This window comes from Qipengyuania pelagi, assembly GCF_009827295.1.
Classification (GTDB): domain Bacteria; phylum Pseudomonadota; class Alphaproteobacteria; order Sphingomonadales; family Sphingomonadaceae; genus Qipengyuania; species Qipengyuania pelagi.
The window spans coordinates 316,533-332,625 of the sequence record NZ_WTYD01000001.1 but is presented as its reverse complement, the minus strand read 5'-3'; the positions used below and the strand labels follow the sequence as shown (position 1 = coordinate 332,625).

Genomic DNA, 16,093 nt, shown 5'->3' with positions numbered 1-16,093 from the left:
CCCGCTTCCTAAAAACCCCGGCTCCACGTCACCGCCACGCCCGCATCGTCGGGCGCCTGAGCGTAATGGCCGGGATCGGTGCGGTAATAGAGGCTCGCCGATGCCCATCCCCTGGCGAGCGGGCCACGCCATGCGAGTTCGCCCACCGTCTCGCGTCCCGACGGGGCAAGCGACAGGCGGCGCGTGCCGAAGCCCGCGCTTTCGCTGGCATAATCGTAGCTGACGGGGAGCATCAGATCGATCCCCCCACGCGTCACGCGAAGCGGTTGCGACAGGCGGAAGCCGAGCGTGTCGGCATTTCCGAAGACTTGCGCCCGCGTCAGGTCGAGCGACCACGCCTGGCTTTGGAAGCGCGACCCGCCAGCCACAAAGCCGCTCCTATCGGCGCGGGTCAGACCGTGGCGATAGGCCCCGCCCAGCGACCAGCCCGGCGCGACATCCCAGCGGCCCGAAGCATCGACGAACAGCGTGTCCGCCCCGCCCGCGCCGAAGCCCTGCGCCAGATAGGCGCCGAGGATCGTATCCTCCTCCTGCAACCATGACAGGCCGAGCGTCGTATCGAGATTTCCGAACCGGCGATCGGCTGCAAGCGACAGGGTATGCGTCGCGCGCCGGTCGCGCACGCCCTGGAAAACCTCTTCCCCCTGGCGGCGATTGCCGATCCATGCCTCGCCGCTTTCGGCGCTCGCGGTCAGGCCGAGACGGCCGAACTCGCGCCTTACGGCCACGCTCGCATCGCTGCTGCGCGAAAAGCCCACATCGCCGCCCGCATCGCTCGCGATCAGGAAGGCCGGACGCTCCTGCGCCTGCATCCGGCTGGCAAGGCCGAAGGCGCCTTCGCGCATGGCGAAGCCGATCTGCATGTCGGGCGCGACGCGCGCGATCATCCGTGCGGCGAGGACTTCGGCTCCCTCCGCTTCGCGCGTGCTGAGCTGCATCTGGCGCGCCATTGCGCCTTCTGCGGTGGTCTGCGCCGCGAACCGCGCATCGCCGACGGTGAAGCCCAGCGAAAGGTTCGCATTGCCGCCACCGATCTGCCGCTGTCCGCCTGCTAGCGCGTTGTGCAGCCGGTATTCCGGCACCGCGCCGCGCGATCCCGAGGTCACATCGTATTCGTAGGCGCGCTTGTATTCGTCGAGCAGGACGCCGGTGAGGCCCTGCGACCCCGCCAGCGCATCGCCCATCGGCGCGGAACCGATCACCGATGTCTCGCCGATGCGCATCACGCTGGTCCCGCCCGCAAGCGTGGTGGTCCCGCGCGGGGCGAAGGCCGCCGCGATATCGAGCATACCGCGCCCATAGGTCGTATCGACGCCCGTCTCGCCCAGATCGCGCGCGGTTTCGAGCAGGATCTGGACGATCTGCGCGCCGGTGAGGTTGGGAAAAGCCTGCGCCATCAGCGCGACCGCCCCGGCGACTTGCGGCGCGGCGAAGCTGGTGCCGGAAAACAGCAGGCGGAAACTGCCCCGCTCGTCACGCCCGACGAAGATCTGCCCGTTTTCGTAGACGCAGCAGATCCGCTCGCCCCGCGCGGTGAGATAGAAGTTCGCCTGGCTACCGGCGCGCTGGCTGAAGCTGGATATCTGCGATCCCTCGTCGATCGAGCCGACGATGATGACATTGCTTCCGCCCGCTTCGCGGATACCGCTGGCAAAGGGCGTCGGCTGGTTGGGATCGACATCCGCCTTGCTGCCATCGCCGCCATTCCCGGCGGCGACCACGATGACGATGCCTGCACTTGCCGCGCGGCGGACCGCTGCCAGAGTCGCGGAGCCGACCCCGCCGCCGCCCAGGCTCAGATTGATGACGGTCGCGCCGGAAGACACCGCTTGGTCGATCCCCCGAGCAATATCCCCGTCGGAGAAACTGCATGTCAGATTGGTGTTCTCCGGCGTATCGTCGCCGCACGTACCGGGCCGATCTGCTCGCAGCGCCAGCACCCGCGCATCGTAGGCGATCCCGAGAATGCCGGTATCGTTGCGCGCCGCCGCCGCGACGAGCGCGACATTGGTGCCGTGGTCGTCCTCGCCATCGACGCTGCGGTTGCCCGCGACGTCGCGCGAATCGGGATGGATGCGCCCTGTAAATTCAGGACTGTCGAGATCGATGCCCGTATCGACGACCGCGATGATCCGCCCCGATCCGGTCGCGCCGCGCTGCCACGCGCTGACGGCCTTGTGCTGTTCGGGCCCGTCAGACATCCGAAATTCGGCGGTATCGAAGGAAGACGGCGCCGGAGTAGGCGTCGGCGTGGGGGTCGGTGCAGGTGCCGGTGCGGGAGGCGGGGTCGGTGACGGCGTAGGCTGCGGCGCGGGCGTGCTGATGACAGGGCCACCCCCACTGCCGCCTCCGCCACAAGCGGCGAGCAGCGCCAGCGCTCCGATCGCCGCGCCGCTGCGCAGTGCATGACGATCAATTCGGGAGATTTTTCTCAATGCCATGGCGAACCCTCTTCGTGCGCGATCCGTACACCATTGCGATGTCGTAACTATTAACGGCTGGGCGGCACGGCGCTTGCCGGTTCGCGGCCATCTATCTAACAGCGCCCCAAACGCCCGTTTCGACCAATCGCCTGAAGGACCCCAGCCCCATGACCGCAAACCTCGCCCGAGCCATCGAAGCTGCCTGGGACGATCGGGCCTCGGTCACTCCCGAAAGCCATGAGGTGCGCGACCATGTCGAACGCGCGCTCGCCATGCTCGACAGCGGCGAGGCGCGCGTGGCCGAGCCCGATGGGACCGGCGGGTGGCAGGTCAATCAATGGCTCAAGAAGGCCGTGCTCCTGAGCTTCCGCCTCAACGACAATCAGGTGATGGACGGCGGCAGTGCGGGCCATCCTGCCTTCGACAAGGTGCCCAGCAAGTTCGCCGGATGGGACGATGCGCGCTTCCGCGCGGCGGGATTTCGCGTGGTGCCGGGCGCGGTCGCGCGTGCCGGGGCCTATATCGCGCCGGGCTGCGTCCTGATGCCGAGCTTCGTTAATATCGGCGCCCATGTCGGCAAGGGTACGATGGTCGATACCTTTGCCAGCATCGGCAGCTGCGCCCAGGTGGGTGAGAACTGCCACATCTCGGCGGGCGCGGGCATCGGCGGCGTGCTCGAACCGATGCAGGCGAACCCCACCATCATCGGCGACAATTGCTTCATCGGCGCGCGCAGCGAAATCGTCGAGGGCGTGATCGTCGGCGAAGGATCGGTGGTGGCGATGGGCGTCTTCATCACCCAGTCGACCAAGATCGTCGACCGGGCGACCGGCACGGTCACGCGCGGTGAAATCCCGCCTTATTCCGTCGTCGTCCCCGGCACCCTGCCCGATCCCGATGGCGGCCCCTCGCTTGCCTGCGCGGTCATCGTGAAGACGGTGGATGCCCGGACGCGCGAAAAGACCGGCATCAACGAGTTGCTGCGCGATTGACGTGCGGCATATCAGGGAACACAGTATATCAGGGAACATAAGGGCCGCAGTACGGTAATCCCACGAACCGAATGCGCCTGATCCAAAGGGAAAGACTTATCACATGCGTAGCGATGGCAACGAAACCCACGTAACCGAAACCGAAGCCAGCGGCGGTTCGAAAGAAGGCGTCGTGCGCTGGGTGCTGATCATCGGCACATTGCTGGCCGTGATCCTCCTCTCCGCCATCTGGATTTTCGGTGCCGCCTCGCAGAACGAGGTCGAATCGGAAGTCAACGTGTCCGATCGCATCCAGGCGCAGGACGATGCTGCCGGCATCGACGGGGTGACGATGGACGATGCGGACAAGATGGAAGGCACCGCCAACGACACAGCGGCCGACAGCCCGCTCCAGACCATCGAGAACTGAGGCGAGAACTAAGGCGAGAACCGAGCCGAGACCCCGGGGCGACACCGGGAGCGAGAACTGACACCCGTCAGGAACGCCCCGCGCCCCGGCGGATTGAACTCTCCGACACGAGAATGCGGAGAGATTATATGAGCAATCCGAACAGCTTCCGGACCGACCAGTATGTCGAATGGGAATGGGGCAACGGCAAAGGCAAGGGCCAGATCAAGGAACGCTTCGAGCGCGAGGTGACCCGCACCCTTCAGGGTAGCGAAATCACCAAGGACGGGACCGAGGACAATCCGGCCTATCTGATCAAGCAGGAAGATGGCGACGAGGTCCTGAAGCGCGGCAGCGAATTGTCGGCGCAGAACTGATGCCCGCCAAGAGCAAGGCGCAGCAGAAGGCTGCCGGAGCCGCCCTGTCCGCCAAGCGCGGCGATACCAAGGTCGGCGACCTTCAGGGCGCATCCAAGCAGATGTATGACAGCATGAGCGAGGACGAGCTGGAGGATTATGCCTCCACCGACCTCGACGGGCTGCCCGACCACGTCGACGAGGATGACAGCTGATGGCGTCGGACACGGATGACGACCGCGAGGAAACCTGGTCCGAATTTCGCGACTGCGTCAACATGGCGCCCCAGGAACTCGAAGACTGGCTCGATACCGAGGAATCGAAATCTGTTGGCGACAGCGATGGCGGCGAAAGCACCGGTCACAGATCGGGGCGCCGCATCGTCGCAATTAAGCGCACGAACAAGGGCGATCTCACCGACAGCCAATGGGAGCATATGGACAAGGTGGTCGGCTATATCCACCGCCACCTCGCCCAGCGTCCCGACGGCGATATTGAGGACACGGACTGGCGCTACAGCCTGATGAACTGGGGCCACGATCCGCTCAAGGCGGACTGAGCGCCATGGCCGATGCTGATCCCTTCGCGCATTTCCTTACTGCACAGGAGGACGTGTTCGACGCGGCGCTGGCGGAATTGAATGCAGGGCGGAAACGAGGCCATTGGATGTGGTTTGTCTTCCCGCAAATCGCGGGCCTCGGGTCGAGTGAAATGGCCCGCCGTTTCGCTTTGTCCGGCAAGGCCGAGGCACGCGCCTTCGCGAAACATCCCGTTTTTGGCGATCGCTTGGATCAGGCGACCGAAGCCATGCTGGACTGGGCCGGGACGATGGCGGCGGAGGAAATCCTGGGACCGGTGGATGCGATGAAATTCCGCAGTTCGATGACTCTGTTCGAAGCATCGGCAGACGATACCGACCCCTTTACCGCCGCGCTCGACCAGTTCTACGAGGGGGAGCGCGACGCCCTCACCCTCCAGCGTCTCTGATCACACGGTTTGAAGAGAAGCGTCATGGCTTGCGCCACCCCCCGATCGGCCATTCAGGCCCTGCTCGACGAGCGCAAACGGGGGGCGTCTATCTGTCCGAGCGAAGCGGCACGCATTCTGGCTCGCGATGGTGAGGATTGGCGCAAATCCATGCCCATAGTCCATGCGGCGGTCGACGAAATGATCGGCGAAGCAATTGTCACTATCAGCTGGAAGGGACAGGGGCTCCGGACACGCGAAGGCCCGTATCGGATTTCGCTGACCACGAATGCGAGTGACGAGCCGTGATCCGCGCGCTCCTCCGCCTCCTATTGGCATCACTCTACGCGATCGCCGGAGTGCTCCACATCGTTGCGCCGCGACCATTTCTGTCGATCATGCCGGGCGGCTTGCCCTACCCTGAAGCGATCGTGCTGTTGACCGGCGTCGCGGAACTGATCGGCGCGATCGCGCTGGCCCAGGGATGGTCATCGACGCTGCAACGGGCCGGAGCGATCGGCCTCGCCCTTTATGCGGTTTGCGTTTTCCCGGCCAATATAAACCATTTCGCGCTCGACATGGCGCGGCCCGACAACGGTCTGGGCCTTGCCTATCATATCCCGCGCATGTTCGCCCAACCGATCATCGTCTGGTGGGCGCTGTGGGCCGGCGGCGTCACGGACTGGCCGTTCCGCCGCCGACACAACTGAAAGGAATTGACCCTGTCAGCTCATATGCTTCGAGACGGCACCGGTCATCTTGAACATCGAAATCTGTTCCTTACCGATCACCGCGCCCAGCTTGTCGTCGGGGTTGATCATGCGGCGGTCCTTGGCGTCCTGGAGGTCGTTCGCCTTGATGTGGTCCCACACCTTGGACGTGACCTGAGCGCGCGTCATCGGACCCTTGCCCACGACGTTTTCCAGCTCGGGCGAGAGATTGACGGGCTTCTGTAGTGCGTTGTTCTTCCCAGCCATGATATGTCCTTTCCTGTCAGGCTCGTTTTTCGAGATGCGCCCCCGGGGCGGAGCCGCACCATTCTTAATCGTTGTCAGTCGAGGTCGAGATCTTCGGGATCGATGCCCAGATCCTCTTCGAGATCGAGGTCTTCGCGTTCGTGCCCTTCGAACCGCCCTGTCAGCACTGCACAGGCCACGACATGGTCCTTGATCGACGCTTCGACATCCTCGCGCGTGGCGCCGGGCATCAGCGTCAGCGGCAAGTCGAGCGCGAACAGCTGGAAGACATAGCGATGTTCCTTGCCGATCGGCGGATCGGGCAACAGCCATTCGGAATTGCCACGCGCATTCTTGCCCGCGCGGGGCGGAACCTCGCCTTCGAACAATTTGCCGCGCTGACCGGGAAAGCCCCAGGCGAGCCAGTGCAGAAGCGGCTTGTCGGCGGGCGCATCCGCATCCTCTACGATCAGGACCACTTCCTGCGTGCCCGGAGGCGGCGCGCTCCATTCGAGCGGCGGAGCGACGGCGTCCTCCTCGATTGCGGTGAAGCTGGGATCGAGTTCATCGCCGTGCTTGAAAGCGGGGCTGGTCAGAGCGAAGCCCGAACGGCCGAGCAGTTTTTCCGAACCGAAGCGCGCGATTGCGAGATCGTTGGCGAAAGCTCCGCCGCCGACCGCCCGCGTCACCCAGTTCTCACCATCACTCACGCCACTTGATCCTTTGATTGCCACAAAACGGTGCACTGTTTGGGCTGCGCCGTTGCGCCGCGCCATGGGAACGAGGGAAATATGCACCGTTTTTATCCGAAAACACCCCTTTTTCGTGGCGCACCACTCAATTCGTCCCAAGCAATTGGCACTCAGGCGCGATTAAGGCATGGTGGATGAAGCATTATCTTGGGGGGAGAGGCTTCTCCCGGATTCGCAATTTTCGCCTGGAGTCGCATCATGGCCTTCGCTCGTTCCGTACTGTCCGCCACTCTCGCCTTGTCGCTCGTCGCTTGTGGAGGCGGTGGTGGCAGCTCGTCGGCGCCGCCGACCGGCGGTACACCGACGCCGCCCTCATCTGGGGGCGACACCTGTTCACTCGCCAACCGCCAGCAATTCGTGCGCGACGTGCTGAACGAATGGTATCTGTTCCCCGACCTCCTCGCGACAAACGTAACCGCGTCGAACTACACGAATGTCCAGGATTATATCGACGCGCTGGTCGCCCCGGCGCGCGCGCAGTCGAAGGATCGTTTCTTCACCTACATCACGTCGATCAAGGAAGAGAACGCCCTGATCCAGAGCGGATCGAGCGCCGGCTTCGGCATTCGCCTCGCCTACGACACCAGCGCCAATCGCGTCTTCGTCCTCGAAGCGTTCGAAGCCGGTACGGCTTTCCAGGCGGGCATGGACCGCGGCACCGAATTGCTGACCATCGGCGGCCAGTCGGTCGCGTCCCTGATGTCGAGCGGGGGGCCGCAGGCGGTCATCAACGCGCTTGGGCCTTCCGACCCTGGGGTCGCGCGGTCCTTCACCTTCCGCACCCGGGAGGGTACCGAACGCAACGCCAATATCACCAAGACCGAATTCTCGCTCGATCCGATCTCTGATCGTTACGGCGTCAAGGTCCTCAACGACGGCACCGGTCCGGTCGGCTATATCAACCTGCGCACCTTCATCGTCGAGGATGCGGGACCCCAACTGCGCACGGCGTTCCAGCAATTCCGGCAGCAGGGGATTACCAAGGTCATCCTCGACCTGCGCTATAATGGCGGCGGGCTGGTTTCGGTCGCGGAACTGCTCGGTGATCTGATGGCAGCCGACAAGAGTGGCCAGGTCTTCAGCAAGACCGTGTTGCGGCCTTCCAAATCCTCGGAGAACGAAATCGATCGCTTTGCGTCGCAGCCCCAGGCCATTGCGGCGACGAAGATCGCGGTGATCGGACGCGGGGGCACGGCGTCGGCCAGCGAATTGGTGACCAATTCCTTCATCCCCTATCTGGGCGACAACCTCGCGCTGGTCGGGACCAACACGTTCGGCAAGCCCGTCGGTCAGTTCGCCTTCGACCGTTCGGCGTGCGACGATCGCTTGCGCGCGGTCGCGTTCAAGACGACCAATGCCAACGATCAGGGCGAATATTTCACCGGCCTTGCCAGCGTGGTTCGGCGGACCTGCGCCGCCAGCGATGGGATTTTCGAGCAGCTGGGCGATCCGGCCGAAGCGTCCGTCAAAGCGGCGCTGGATTTCCTGGGCGGTCGCACCTGCACGCCGATCAGCAGCGGCGGCGATCAGACGGTGCAATCGGCCGGCGGTCGCCAGCAACTTCTCCAGCCGAACATTCCCAGCCCCGCGCAGCGAGAAGTGCCGGGCCTGTTCTGACGGATTCCTGTGCGTTTATGAATAACGGGGCGGCGGAGAAATCCGGCGCCCCGTTTTTTCATCGCCGTTCCTGCCGAAAGATCAGTGAGCGGGGGCTGCCGTCGGCGATTTCTCCTGTCGGGCTCCACGCAATTCGCTCAGCGCGGTGGCGATGACCTTGTCGGAGGATGCCGGCTTGGGGACATAGACCGCGTCCAGCATTTCGAAGACTTCTTCCTGCCGGTTCGCGTCACCCGAATGGATGATATAGGGGATCGAACGTTCTGAAAGTTCGCGGGCGATAGGCAGGCAGTTCTCTCCGCCCACGAGGTTGAAATCCAGCACCGCGACATCGACGCCATCTTCGATCAGGGCCATGGCTTCCGACACGCAGGACGCGCAGCAGGGCTTGAAGCCCCGATCCTCGGCGGCAAATTCGAGATCCATGAGGATTAGCGGTTCATCATCAACCAGCAATATCGAAATCGGTTCGGTCAAGGCGGCAATCCTATATCGTCACTTCCACAACCGCTTCGAGACCGTGCGGTTTCCAAACCCGTTCGATTTTCCCGGTCGCCGATCGAACGATCCGGTCCATGATGGCCGTCCCGACCCCCGGCGAGATACGCGCCTCGTCCACGGTCGGTCCGCCGCTCTCGCGCCATTCGAGGCGGGCTTTCTCGCCCCCTTCGACGATGCACCAATCGACGGTGACGCGGCCTTCCGGCGATGACCAGGCCCCATGCTGTTCCGCATTGGCGGCGAATTCGTGCAGGATCAGGCCGATCACCGAAACGCTCCCGAACGGGACGCGCGCGCCGTTCCCCTCGATCGAGATCGCCATGCCTGCCGCACGATAGGGTTCGAGGATCGCGCGGATCGCCGGGCCCAGTTCGATCGAACCGCTGGCCGCATCATCGAGTGTCGTTTCATAGGCGCGGCCCAGGGCCTGGATCCGCGAATTGATCTCGGCCGCCTCTCCCTCGATCTCGTGCATACGTCCGCTGACCGTGACGATGCCCGAGATGACGGCGAACATGTTCTTCATGCGATGCGACAATTCGCGCGCCAGCACGCGCGCATGTTCCTCGCCCGCCCGCGCGCTCTTGACGTCGGTGACGTCCCACTGGCTGCCGAAGAAATAGATCAGCTCGCCCGCATCGTTGTAGATCGGGCCGAGATGCAGCGCGTTCCAGAACGCACTCCCATCCTTGCGATAATTGAGCAGTTCGACGATCGCGACCTCTTCGCTTTCGATCGCCTGCCGCATGGCCTGGACCTGTTCGCGATCGGTGCGCTTGCCCTGAAGGAAACGGCAATTGCGCCCGACGATCTCGTCCTCGTCATATCCGGTCAGTTCGCGAAAGGCGCGATTGGCGAAGACGATGGGATTGTCGTGCTGGTTCGGATCGGTCAGGCAGATCGCCATGCGGGTCTGCGCCATGGCCTGTTCGAACAGCATACCCGACGAGCCCGCGAACTGCGCCTGACCGCGCGAGGCCAGAAAGCGTCCCGGACTCTCGTCGAACCGCATATGCGACTGATTGCTGGAGCGCTCATCGCCATCGCGCTCGTGCGTGCCTTCGGGCGCATCGGCACGCTCCTGCGTGTCTTCAGGCGCATCGCTGATCGGCATTTCCGCGGACCGGTCTTCGGTGTCGTCCTTCACTGGCTGTCCTTGCTATCGGTTAAGACACGCCCTGATAGAACTGGTCACGCTTAAAGACCGGACTCGTTCCGCATGCGGTTCTCTTCGAGCTTCGCTTGACCGATCCCTCACAGGAACGCAAGCTGACTTGCATGGCCCGGACCTACACGACTTTCGCCGAATTCTGGCCCTTCTATCTGCGCGAACATTCCAAGCCGCGTACGCGCGCACTGCATTATGTCGGCACAACGCTCGTGATCGCGCTGGCCATCTTCGCCTTGGCGACCGCAAGCTGGTGGCTCCTCGCCGCGCTGCCGGTCGCGGGCTATTTCTTCGCCTGGATCGCGCATTTCGGGGTGGAGAAGAACCGCCCGGCAACCTTTACCTATCCGGCCTGGAGCCTGAAGGCGGATTTCAAGATGTGGTGGCTGTGGCTGACAGGTCGGCTCGGCCCCGAACTCGACCGTGCGGGCGTAACGCGCGCCTAAGCCGATCAAGCCCTAAGCCGATCAAGCCCTAAGCCGATCAAGCCCTAAGCCGATCAAGCGTTGCCAGCCGGTCAGGCCAGGGCAGCGGCGATGGTCAGCGAGCCCAGGCCGAGCGAGAGGGGGACGCGCAAGGCCATCCACCAGCGCGGCGCCAGCGGACCCAGAGCACGGTCGACCAGCGGGCTGAACAGGATCGCCCCTCCAAGAGCGACCAGCGAGGGTTCCGGCCCTGCCAGATCGAACACCAGCGGCAGGAACGCCGCCAAGGCCATCAGGCTCGGCAGGATAGCCGCGATCCACACCCAGCCCAGCGTGCGGCGCCGTTCCGCCGCAGGCGCCGATGCGGCGATGCCCCACCAGGTCCCGCCGAGGAAAGTGAAGATCAGCGCAGCATAGGCGAAGGCGATCAGAGTCGCAGGCTCACGCAAGGCGCTTTGGCCGAGATGCAACACACCGACGCAGGCGATCTGCGGCAACAGGCCGGCCAGACCCAGCATTCGCGGCAGGAATGGGACGTTTCCGATCATCGGCCCAATCACTGGCCTCTCAGGGCTGCGCCGGGCCGCGGAACGGCTGCCGATCGGTATAGGCGCAGCCTTGCAGGGTCTCGTCACCGACAACCAGAGTCGCGACATAGGGAAAGATGCGATCGCTCATCCCGTCCGAGCAATCGCCCGGCGTGACGGCGACGTCCACTGCCGCCCCACCTTTGCTCCCGCTGGTACGATCCGTCATCCGGCCGCTGAAGGAGAGACCGTTATTGCCCGCAAACCGCTCGACGGGAAAGGTCACACCCTCCTGATCCTCGATCGTCATGTAGCGCATGGTGCCGCCTTCGATCTCGGCACTCCAGAACGGTTCGGTGCCGGAAAGCGAGATCGCCTCGCCACTCGCGATCCCGCTAAAGGCAGTGGTCTCGCGTGCATCGGGGCCTGCCCCGCCCGCTGAGCCGCAGCCCGAAAGCGCGAGCGCCATCACGATCATGCCGAGCGCCGTGAATGCGTAGCGGGGAAACGCGGATACCATCATCACTCCTGCCGGGACGGCCTGCCTGGACAAAGGGCGTATGCGGCAAAGCGTCACTCGCTTCAATGGTGGCGCCCCCTTGGAACGCGGGGTGTGCTGGCGCGTTAGTCCGGTCATGCAGATCGCGCCTCGCCTTGCTCTGGCCGCAGCCGTCATCGCCCTTGGCGGCGCTACCGGCGGCGCGGTCATCGGAGCACAGATTGGCGAGACCGGAATCATTCGCCATGCGAGTGTCGGCGGCGAGCGTCCGCAGTATGATTTTCAGGCCGATTACGACCGGCCGAATTTGGCCCGGACGGACGAACGCCCGCCCGATCATTATGCCATCGAAACGCCCGAGGGTCATTTCGAAGTGGGCGAATTGCGCGAACGCGGACTATATCGCAACCGTCGCTATTCCGCCTATGATGCGGCGCTCGCTGCCGAGGATCGCGCTTGGGAACAGGACATGGCCGCGCTCTCGAGCGACGATTGGCAGCCGGACCCTCGATTTGCCGACCGCGAATGGCGCCGGGCGGGCGGCAATGCGTATGAGAGCCGCGAATATGGCGTGACGGTCATTCGCAACACCCCTGACAATACGCGCTCGGTGGCCGCCTCGAAAGCTGGCGGAATGGAAGACGTGGCTCCTGCGGCTCAGCTGCCAGTCAACGAGCCCGCGCCCAGCGCGATCGGGCCGCAGGAGGTCCAACCGCTCGATCTGCCCGTCCCGGTGACCCTTCCCCCTCCCTCGCAATAAGGTCGGTATCGCGGCAGCGAAGTGCCGCTTGCCTACGCTGGATGCCAAAACAAAAAGGCGGCCCCGTTGGGGACCGCCTTTCTTTCTGAACCGATGCTCTCGCGATTAGGCGGGCATCAGCACCGTGTCGATCGCATGGATCACGCCATTGGAGGCTTCCACATCGGTCTGCGTCACGGTCGCGGTGTTACCGGCGGCATCGCGCAGGACGACATTGTCGCCGTCCATCATGGCCGTCAGTGTGCCGCCATTGACGGTGGTGATCGTGTAGCCATCGGCTCCTGCATCCTGGATCGCCTGAGCGAGCGTCGCTGCATCGACGTTACCTTCCACCACGTGATAGGTGAGGATGTTCGCCAGATCCTGCTGGCCCGCCGGGCTCATCAGCTCGTCACGCGTCGCCTGCGGGACCTTTTCGAACGCCGCGTTGGTCGGAGCGAACACCGTATACGGGCCCGTGCCCGAAAGCGTCGCGCCGAGATCGGCGGAGGTCACGGCCGAAACCAGCGTCGAGAAATCGGGGTTGCCCTGCGCGACTTCTACGACGGTTCCTGCGGCCATGTCGTCATTGGCCATCTGATCGGCCATCATGGAATCTTCGGTCGTCACAGTGGTGTCTTCCTCGGCGGGCGAGCCGCAGGCGGCAAGCGCGAGCGTGGCGGCAGAGGCGAGAGCGATGGACAGCTTTTTCATATGTCGTTTCCTTCAGATGAAGTTCGGCCGGGATAGGCATTGGCGCCGGGGACGAACGATTGGCGACCCCTCGTCCCCAAGGGCCTTCGCATCACCTACGAACGCGGCGGACCATCGTTCCAATAAAGGCGAAAATGCGGCGCGCTGGGTAGAGCGTCCGCGCTCACCTTCAGTGCCTCACATCACCTTTTCGGGCGAGGGATCGTGACGGTGCTTGTCCGCCTTGCCGAGATGGCGTTCCAGCCGCTGAGCGAGCGTATTCGCCGCCTTGCGCGCCGCGCCGTCGACCGTGTCCGACTTGCCCGTCACCCCGATCGGCTTGCCGCCGCTGATCCGCGCTTCGATCGTGCAGGCCTTGTCGTCCGCCCCGTGCTTGGCGCCGTTCTCGTCGCGGACATGGATTTCGATCCGCGTCAGCTTGCTTTCGAATCGCGCGAGCTTCTCGCGCACCGCCGCCTCGATCCGCTCGGCGACGTTTTCCGTGCCCATCACCGAACTATCGGAATTGAATTGCACTTGCATGGTATCAGACCCTTTCTCTCTCACTTGAAGTCCTGTCGATTCAACCGGCTGGACAAAGGGCCGTTCCGGGCGCGGCGTGCTGTCGAACGGCTCGGGGAAACCACCCGGCGCAAACGGCGCGGATCGGGGAGAATTGTTTACGCAGCCGCGCCCGAGCGGCTAGCACCCGCGCCATGACGCAGCCCGACACGCCAGCCGCAACCATCCTTGTCGACGCCGATGCCTGCCCGGTGAAGGAGGAAATCTACCGCGTGGCCGAGCGATATGGCGCGCCCCTCACAATGTACAGGTCCGCGTGGTCAGCAACAGCCCCTTCCGCGTGCCGGTGAACGAGCGGGTCAAGCGCGTAGTGGTGGGCGACGGTTACGGGTCGCCCCATATCTCTTTGGGCGACCCGCAAGGGCGACCGCCCGCCGACCGGTTAGGCCGAAAGCAAAGCTGGGCGGACGCCCAGCGCCCGGCGTCTGAGGGTCCAAAATACGACGCAGCGGACGACTGGATCGCGGAGAACGCAGGCCCGCGCAGCGTGGTGATCACCGCCGACATCCTGCTGGCGGAACGCTGCTGCAACGCGGGTGCAACGGTCCTGCGCCACGACGGCAAACCCTTCGACGCCGCCAGCATCGGCACCGCCCTCGCCACCCGCGCAATCATGGAAGACCTGCGCGCCGGGATGGATGGGGTTGGCGGTGGACCCCCGCCGTTCGGGAAGGCGGATAGGTCGAACTTCCTGCAGGCGCTGGAACGGGTTTTATGGGAACACTCTCGAAAGAAATGAATAAGATTTTATCTGGCCAGGGTAAATTCGCCCCTGATACGATCCAACTCAATTTCTTCTAATTGAACATATTTAGGTAGCGCGTTGGGAATAAGAGGTTGAGGCTCGTCTTCTTTTGAATACCAAGCTCTAGCTCTCCCGCCAGTTTTTCTAGAACCTTTCTCAAAAATATCTCTGTAACGGAATGGAGATATACCTAAGAATGGAATGAAGCTTACTTTATTTGAACTTACTTTCTCGATCTCAATCTCATTTGAGTGCAGCTGCTTAGCTCGACTTTTTGGATAAGGTTCGAGAAAGTGAACCCTATGAATTCCCGAAGCAATTATATGTTTTGTGCAATTGTGGCAGGGGAATGTTGTTACATAAAGGGTGCAGTCCTTAATGCGTTTACCTAGGCGGGCGGCGTCACAGATGGAGACCATTTCCGCATGAACGACACGTCCGTATTCGGTTAAGTCGCTAACCTGAGATTCCTTTAGGCAACCTTTGTGCGGGACATCGGATTCTCCGCGCCCAAGTAGGGTCTCAACGAAGGTGTCGGAAGAAACATCGTCGGTTCCATCAACCGAAAGTAGTTTGGCATTTGAAAGGCGCTCCAGAAGGTCACGAATTACGTCCTTCTTCAAGATGTCATTTGGATCGTGACCCAACCTTACATCACGGAAATCCGGCTCTTCGCCTGACCAATATGTACCGCCAAATGCGCGAGGAACCTCGTTGCAGCCTTGCGAAACTATCTCTCCATCAGCAGTGAAAATAGCAGAACCGACTTGGCGTGAAAGATCAGTCGATCTCAGTGAGGCGGCTTTCGCTGCATACATGCCATATTCCGTTTTGGTCGGACCTATATCCACACGACCAAAAAAGGCTTGAATAAACCTCTCAAGACCGGATCGCATCTGGTCTCGATTTATCCCATCAACAAACACATCAGCTAAATGAAATGTGTCTCGGAGATGTTGCACGTGACTGGCCTGTCCTTCATTTTGGTCTCGAAGCAACAGCTTCCATGCTTGCTCAATAATCTCAGGCAGTGCGGTCGAGAGCGGTAAACTTTCCTTACCCTTCTCCTTTACCCGCTCAAAGCGATGCTCTTCACTTCCGTAACCCGATATCAGAATAAATCGTTTCCCATAGATCCGTCTTAGAGAATCGACCTCTTCCGGCCTTTTAAGTTGGCGAATTATAAACGCTGTTTCGGCTAAAACTTCGGCATCGCTATTAAGATCGGCGAGAAGTGCCTGACGATGCTCTCTGATACCGGCGATCATAAGGCGAACAAGAGCGTCAGGTGTTCCGGCTAGCTCGCAAAGCTTGTTCGCGTAGTCCATTTTGAAGTTCATATTGGCGAAAAAATCATCGCCGTTTTTTTCGACGCCTGATGCTTCGTAGCGCATCATCAAATCGGTAACACGAATGGTACGATGATCGTAGCCGACTTGCTCAAGAGCCCTACCCACTTCGTTAGCCATTTGCTCAATGTCGATACCAATGGGACCGGCTAAACCGATGACGAGCTCAGGGTGACTCAAAAGACGCAGCTGGTCGGACATATGGTGCCTCCAATCCCTAGATCATTGCGCTTCTGATTTTGGTAAGCTTAAACGGAGCTCACAGCAAACCATGGGGAGATCGAGTATGGCTAAAACCGATAAAAACTCCGGGCGTACAGAGTGGAAAGCAAGCGAATCCACCAGCAGAATGGCTCGGATTATGGGTGTCGAATTCCATACCCATGATCGATGGACCGCTTCAGGCAGATCTTCT

Annotated in this window: 22 protein-coding genes; 12 read left to right on the top strand and 10 right to left on the bottom strand. The window is 62.3% G+C overall.

What is annotated here, in order from left to right:
* Positions 1-8: 8 nt before the first annotated feature.
* A complete protein-coding gene (locus GRI47_RS01735; RefSeq protein WP_160659671.1) occupies positions 9-2,201 on the bottom strand; it encodes a S8 family peptidase in 2,193 nt (730 codons plus the stop codon).
* A gap of 389 nt (positions 2,202-2,590) precedes the next feature.
* On the opposite strand from GRI47_RS01735, the gene dapD reads away from it, so the two are divergent.
* From dapD to GRI47_RS01695, 8 genes are all read left to right on the top strand, one after another.
* Positions 2,591-3,415 (top strand): 2,3,4,5-tetrahydropyridine-2,6-dicarboxylate N-succinyltransferase, encoded by an 825-nt coding sequence (gene dapD / locus GRI47_RS01730; protein ID WP_160659670.1) that lies wholly within the window; start codon positions 2,591-2,593, stop codon positions 3,413-3,415.
* Between the two features lie 103 nt (positions 3,416-3,518).
* On the top strand, positions 3,519-3,824 hold the full coding sequence (locus GRI47_RS01725) for a hypothetical protein (protein ID WP_160659669.1): 306 nt from the start codon (positions 3,519-3,521) through the stop codon (positions 3,822-3,824).
* A 128-nt stretch (positions 3,825-3,952) separates the two neighbouring features.
* The gene (locus tag GRI47_RS01720) at positions 3,953-4,180 is read left to right on the top strand and encodes a hypervirulence associated TUDOR domain-containing protein (protein WP_160659668.1); all 228 of its coding nucleotides are present in this window, start codon (positions 3,953-3,955) and stop codon (positions 4,178-4,180) included.
* A complete protein-coding gene (locus tag GRI47_RS01715) occupies positions 4,180-4,374 on the top strand; it encodes a DUF3008 family protein (protein ID WP_160659667.1) in 195 nt (64 codons plus the stop codon). The genes GRI47_RS01720 and GRI47_RS01715 overlap by 1 nt, the downstream gene beginning before the upstream one ends.
* Positions 4,374-4,718: a DUF3140 domain-containing protein gene (locus GRI47_RS01710; protein WP_160659666.1), complete on the top strand. Its 345-nt coding sequence runs from the start codon at positions 4,374-4,376 to the stop codon at positions 4,716-4,718. Before GRI47_RS01715 ends, GRI47_RS01710 begins: the two co-directional genes overlap by 1 nt.
* A 5-nt stretch (positions 4,719-4,723) precedes the next feature.
* Complete coding sequence (locus GRI47_RS01705) at positions 4,724-5,146, top strand: DUF1810 domain-containing protein (protein ID WP_160659665.1); 423 nt, start codon at positions 4,724-4,726, stop codon at positions 5,144-5,146.
* A 24-nt stretch (positions 5,147-5,170) separates the two neighbouring features.
* Positions 5,171-5,434, top strand: a complete 264-nt coding sequence (locus tag GRI47_RS01700) for a DUF3253 domain-containing protein (protein ID WP_160659664.1) — start codon at positions 5,171-5,173, stop codon at positions 5,432-5,434.
* Positions 5,431-5,835, top strand: a complete 405-nt coding sequence (locus GRI47_RS01695; protein WP_160659663.1) for a DoxX family protein — start codon at positions 5,431-5,433, stop codon at positions 5,833-5,835. Before GRI47_RS01700 ends, GRI47_RS01695 begins: the two co-directional genes overlap by 4 nt.
* Before the next feature lie 15 nt (positions 5,836-5,850).
* Here the strand turns inward: GRI47_RS01695 and GRI47_RS01690 are convergent, their stop codons facing one another.
* Both GRI47_RS01690 and GRI47_RS01685 read right to left on the bottom strand, forming a co-directional pair.
* Positions 5,851-6,102 (bottom strand): SWIB/MDM2 domain-containing protein, encoded by a 252-nt coding sequence (locus tag GRI47_RS01690; RefSeq protein ID WP_160659662.1) that lies wholly within the window; start codon positions 6,100-6,102, stop codon positions 5,851-5,853.
* Between the two features lie 74 nt (positions 6,103-6,176).
* Entirely contained in the window at positions 6,177-6,791 is a 615-nt protein-coding gene (locus GRI47_RS01685; RefSeq protein WP_337190618.1) for a YbhB/YbcL family Raf kinase inhibitor-like protein, read from the bottom strand.
* Between the two features lie 240 nt (positions 6,792-7,031).
* Between GRI47_RS01685 and GRI47_RS01680 the strand changes: the two genes are divergently transcribed.
* Positions 7,032-8,450, top strand: coding sequence for a S41 family peptidase (locus tag GRI47_RS01680; protein ID WP_160659660.1), 1,419 nt, complete (start codon positions 7,032-7,034; stop codon positions 8,448-8,450).
* Between the two features lie 81 nt (positions 8,451-8,531).
* Here the strand turns inward: GRI47_RS01680 and GRI47_RS01675 are convergent, their stop codons facing one another.
* Complete coding sequence (locus tag GRI47_RS01675; protein ID WP_160659659.1) at positions 8,532-8,927, bottom strand: response regulator; 396 nt, start codon at positions 8,925-8,927, stop codon at positions 8,532-8,534.
* A gap of 10 nt (positions 8,928-8,937) precedes the next feature.
* Positions 8,938-10,098, bottom strand: a complete 1,161-nt coding sequence (locus GRI47_RS01670; RefSeq protein WP_337190617.1) for a PAS domain-containing protein — start codon at positions 10,096-10,098, stop codon at positions 8,938-8,940.
* A 131-nt stretch (positions 10,099-10,229) separates the two neighbouring features.
* Here GRI47_RS01670 and GRI47_RS01665 point away from each other — a divergent pair, with 131 nt between their 5' ends.
* Positions 10,230-10,565: an Mpo1-like protein gene (locus GRI47_RS01665; protein WP_160659658.1), complete on the top strand. Its 336-nt coding sequence runs from the start codon at positions 10,230-10,232 to the stop codon at positions 10,563-10,565.
* A gap of 71 nt (positions 10,566-10,636) precedes the next feature.
* Here GRI47_RS01665 and GRI47_RS01660 read toward each other — a convergent pair whose 3' ends face one another.
* Together GRI47_RS01660 and GRI47_RS01655 are read right to left on the bottom strand one after the other, a co-directional pair.
* Positions 10,637-11,092, bottom strand: a complete 456-nt coding sequence (locus tag GRI47_RS01660) for a DUF3429 domain-containing protein (protein ID WP_160659657.1) — start codon at positions 11,090-11,092, stop codon at positions 10,637-10,639.
* Between the two features lie 19 nt (positions 11,093-11,111).
* Positions 11,112-11,594 (bottom strand): COG3650 family protein, encoded by a 483-nt coding sequence (locus tag GRI47_RS01655; protein WP_237452586.1) that lies wholly within the window; start codon positions 11,592-11,594, stop codon positions 11,112-11,114.
* 112 nt (positions 11,595-11,706) lie between these two features.
* Here GRI47_RS01655 and GRI47_RS01650 point away from each other — a divergent pair, with 112 nt between their 5' ends.
* Positions 11,707-12,330: a hypothetical protein gene (locus tag GRI47_RS01650; RefSeq protein WP_160659656.1), complete on the top strand. Its 624-nt coding sequence runs from the start codon at positions 11,707-11,709 to the stop codon at positions 12,328-12,330.
* 105 nt (positions 12,331-12,435) lie between these two features.
* Here GRI47_RS01650 and GRI47_RS01645 read toward each other — a convergent pair whose 3' ends face one another.
* Complete coding sequence (locus GRI47_RS01645; protein WP_160659655.1) at positions 12,436-13,023, bottom strand: fasciclin domain-containing protein; 588 nt, start codon at positions 13,021-13,023, stop codon at positions 12,436-12,438.
* Positions 13,024-13,200: 177 nt separating this feature from the next.
* Complete coding sequence (locus GRI47_RS01640; RefSeq protein WP_160659654.1) at positions 13,201-13,545, bottom strand: HPF/RaiA family ribosome-associated protein; 345 nt, start codon at positions 13,543-13,545, stop codon at positions 13,201-13,203.
* Between the two features lie 295 nt (positions 13,546-13,840).
* On the opposite strand from GRI47_RS01640, the gene GRI47_RS01635 reads away from it, so the two are divergent.
* Positions 13,841-14,323: a DUF188 domain-containing protein gene (locus tag GRI47_RS01635; RefSeq protein WP_419956976.1), complete on the top strand. Its 483-nt coding sequence runs from the start codon at positions 13,841-13,843 to the stop codon at positions 14,321-14,323.
* An 8-nt stretch (positions 14,324-14,331) separates the two neighbouring features.
* Here the strand turns inward: GRI47_RS01635 and GRI47_RS01630 are convergent, their stop codons facing one another.
* Positions 14,332-15,879 carry an anti-phage dCTP deaminase gene (locus tag GRI47_RS01630; protein ID WP_160659653.1) on the bottom strand — a complete coding sequence of 516 codons (1,548 nt, stop codon included), beginning with the start codon at positions 15,877-15,879 and terminating at the stop codon, positions 14,332-14,334.
* Positions 15,880-16,093 lie beyond the last annotated feature (214 nt).

Bases quoted from the DNA above. Each gene is read 5' to 3' on its own strand.
- GRI47_RS01735 (WP_160659671.1), bottom strand. From the start codon at position 2,201: ATGTCTGACGGGCCCGAACAGCACAAGGCCGTCAGCGCGTGGCAGCGC.
- dapD (WP_160659670.1), top strand. From the start codon at position 2,591: ATGACCGCAAACCTCGCCCGAGCCATCGAAGCTGCCTGGGACGATCGG.
- GRI47_RS01725 (WP_160659669.1), top strand. From the start codon at position 3,519: ATGCGTAGCGATGGCAACGAAACCCACGTAACCGAAACCGAAGCCAGC.
- GRI47_RS01720 (WP_160659668.1), top strand. From the start codon at position 3,953: ATGAGCAATCCGAACAGCTTCCGGACCGACCAGTATGTCGAATGGGAA.
- GRI47_RS01715 (WP_160659667.1), top strand. From the start codon at position 4,180: ATGCCCGCCAAGAGCAAGGCGCAGCAGAAGGCTGCCGGAGCCGCCCTG.
- GRI47_RS01710 (WP_160659666.1), top strand. From the start codon at position 4,374: ATGGCGTCGGACACGGATGACGACCGCGAGGAAACCTGGTCCGAATTT.
- GRI47_RS01705 (WP_160659665.1), top strand. From the start codon at position 4,724: ATGGCCGATGCTGATCCCTTCGCGCATTTCCTTACTGCACAGGAGGAC.
- GRI47_RS01700 (WP_160659664.1), top strand. From the start codon at position 5,171: ATGGCTTGCGCCACCCCCCGATCGGCCATTCAGGCCCTGCTCGACGAG.
- GRI47_RS01690 (WP_160659662.1), bottom strand. From the start codon at position 6,102: ATGGCTGGGAAGAACAACGCACTACAGAAGCCCGTCAATCTCTCGCCC.
- GRI47_RS01680 (WP_160659660.1), top strand. From the start codon at position 7,032: ATGGCCTTCGCTCGTTCCGTACTGTCCGCCACTCTCGCCTTGTCGCTC.
- GRI47_RS01665 (WP_160659658.1), top strand. From the start codon at position 10,230: ATGGCCCGGACCTACACGACTTTCGCCGAATTCTGGCCCTTCTATCTG.
- GRI47_RS01660 (WP_160659657.1), bottom strand. From the start codon at position 11,092: ATGATCGGAAACGTCCCATTCCTGCCGCGAATGCTGGGTCTGGCCGGC.
- GRI47_RS01655 (WP_237452586.1), bottom strand. From the start codon at position 11,594: ATGATGGTATCCGCGTTTCCCCGCTACGCATTCACGGCGCTCGGCATG.
- GRI47_RS01650 (WP_160659656.1), top strand. From the start codon at position 11,707: ATGCAGATCGCGCCTCGCCTTGCTCTGGCCGCAGCCGTCATCGCCCTT.
- GRI47_RS01645 (WP_160659655.1), bottom strand. From the start codon at position 13,023: ATGAAAAAGCTGTCCATCGCTCTCGCCTCTGCCGCCACGCTCGCGCTT.
- GRI47_RS01640 (WP_160659654.1), bottom strand. From the start codon at position 13,545: ATGCAAGTGCAATTCAATTCCGATAGTTCGGTGATGGGCACGGAAAAC.
- GRI47_RS01630 (WP_160659653.1), bottom strand. From the start codon at position 15,879: ATGTCCGACCAGCTGCGTCTTTTGAGTCACCCTGAGCTCGTCATCGGT.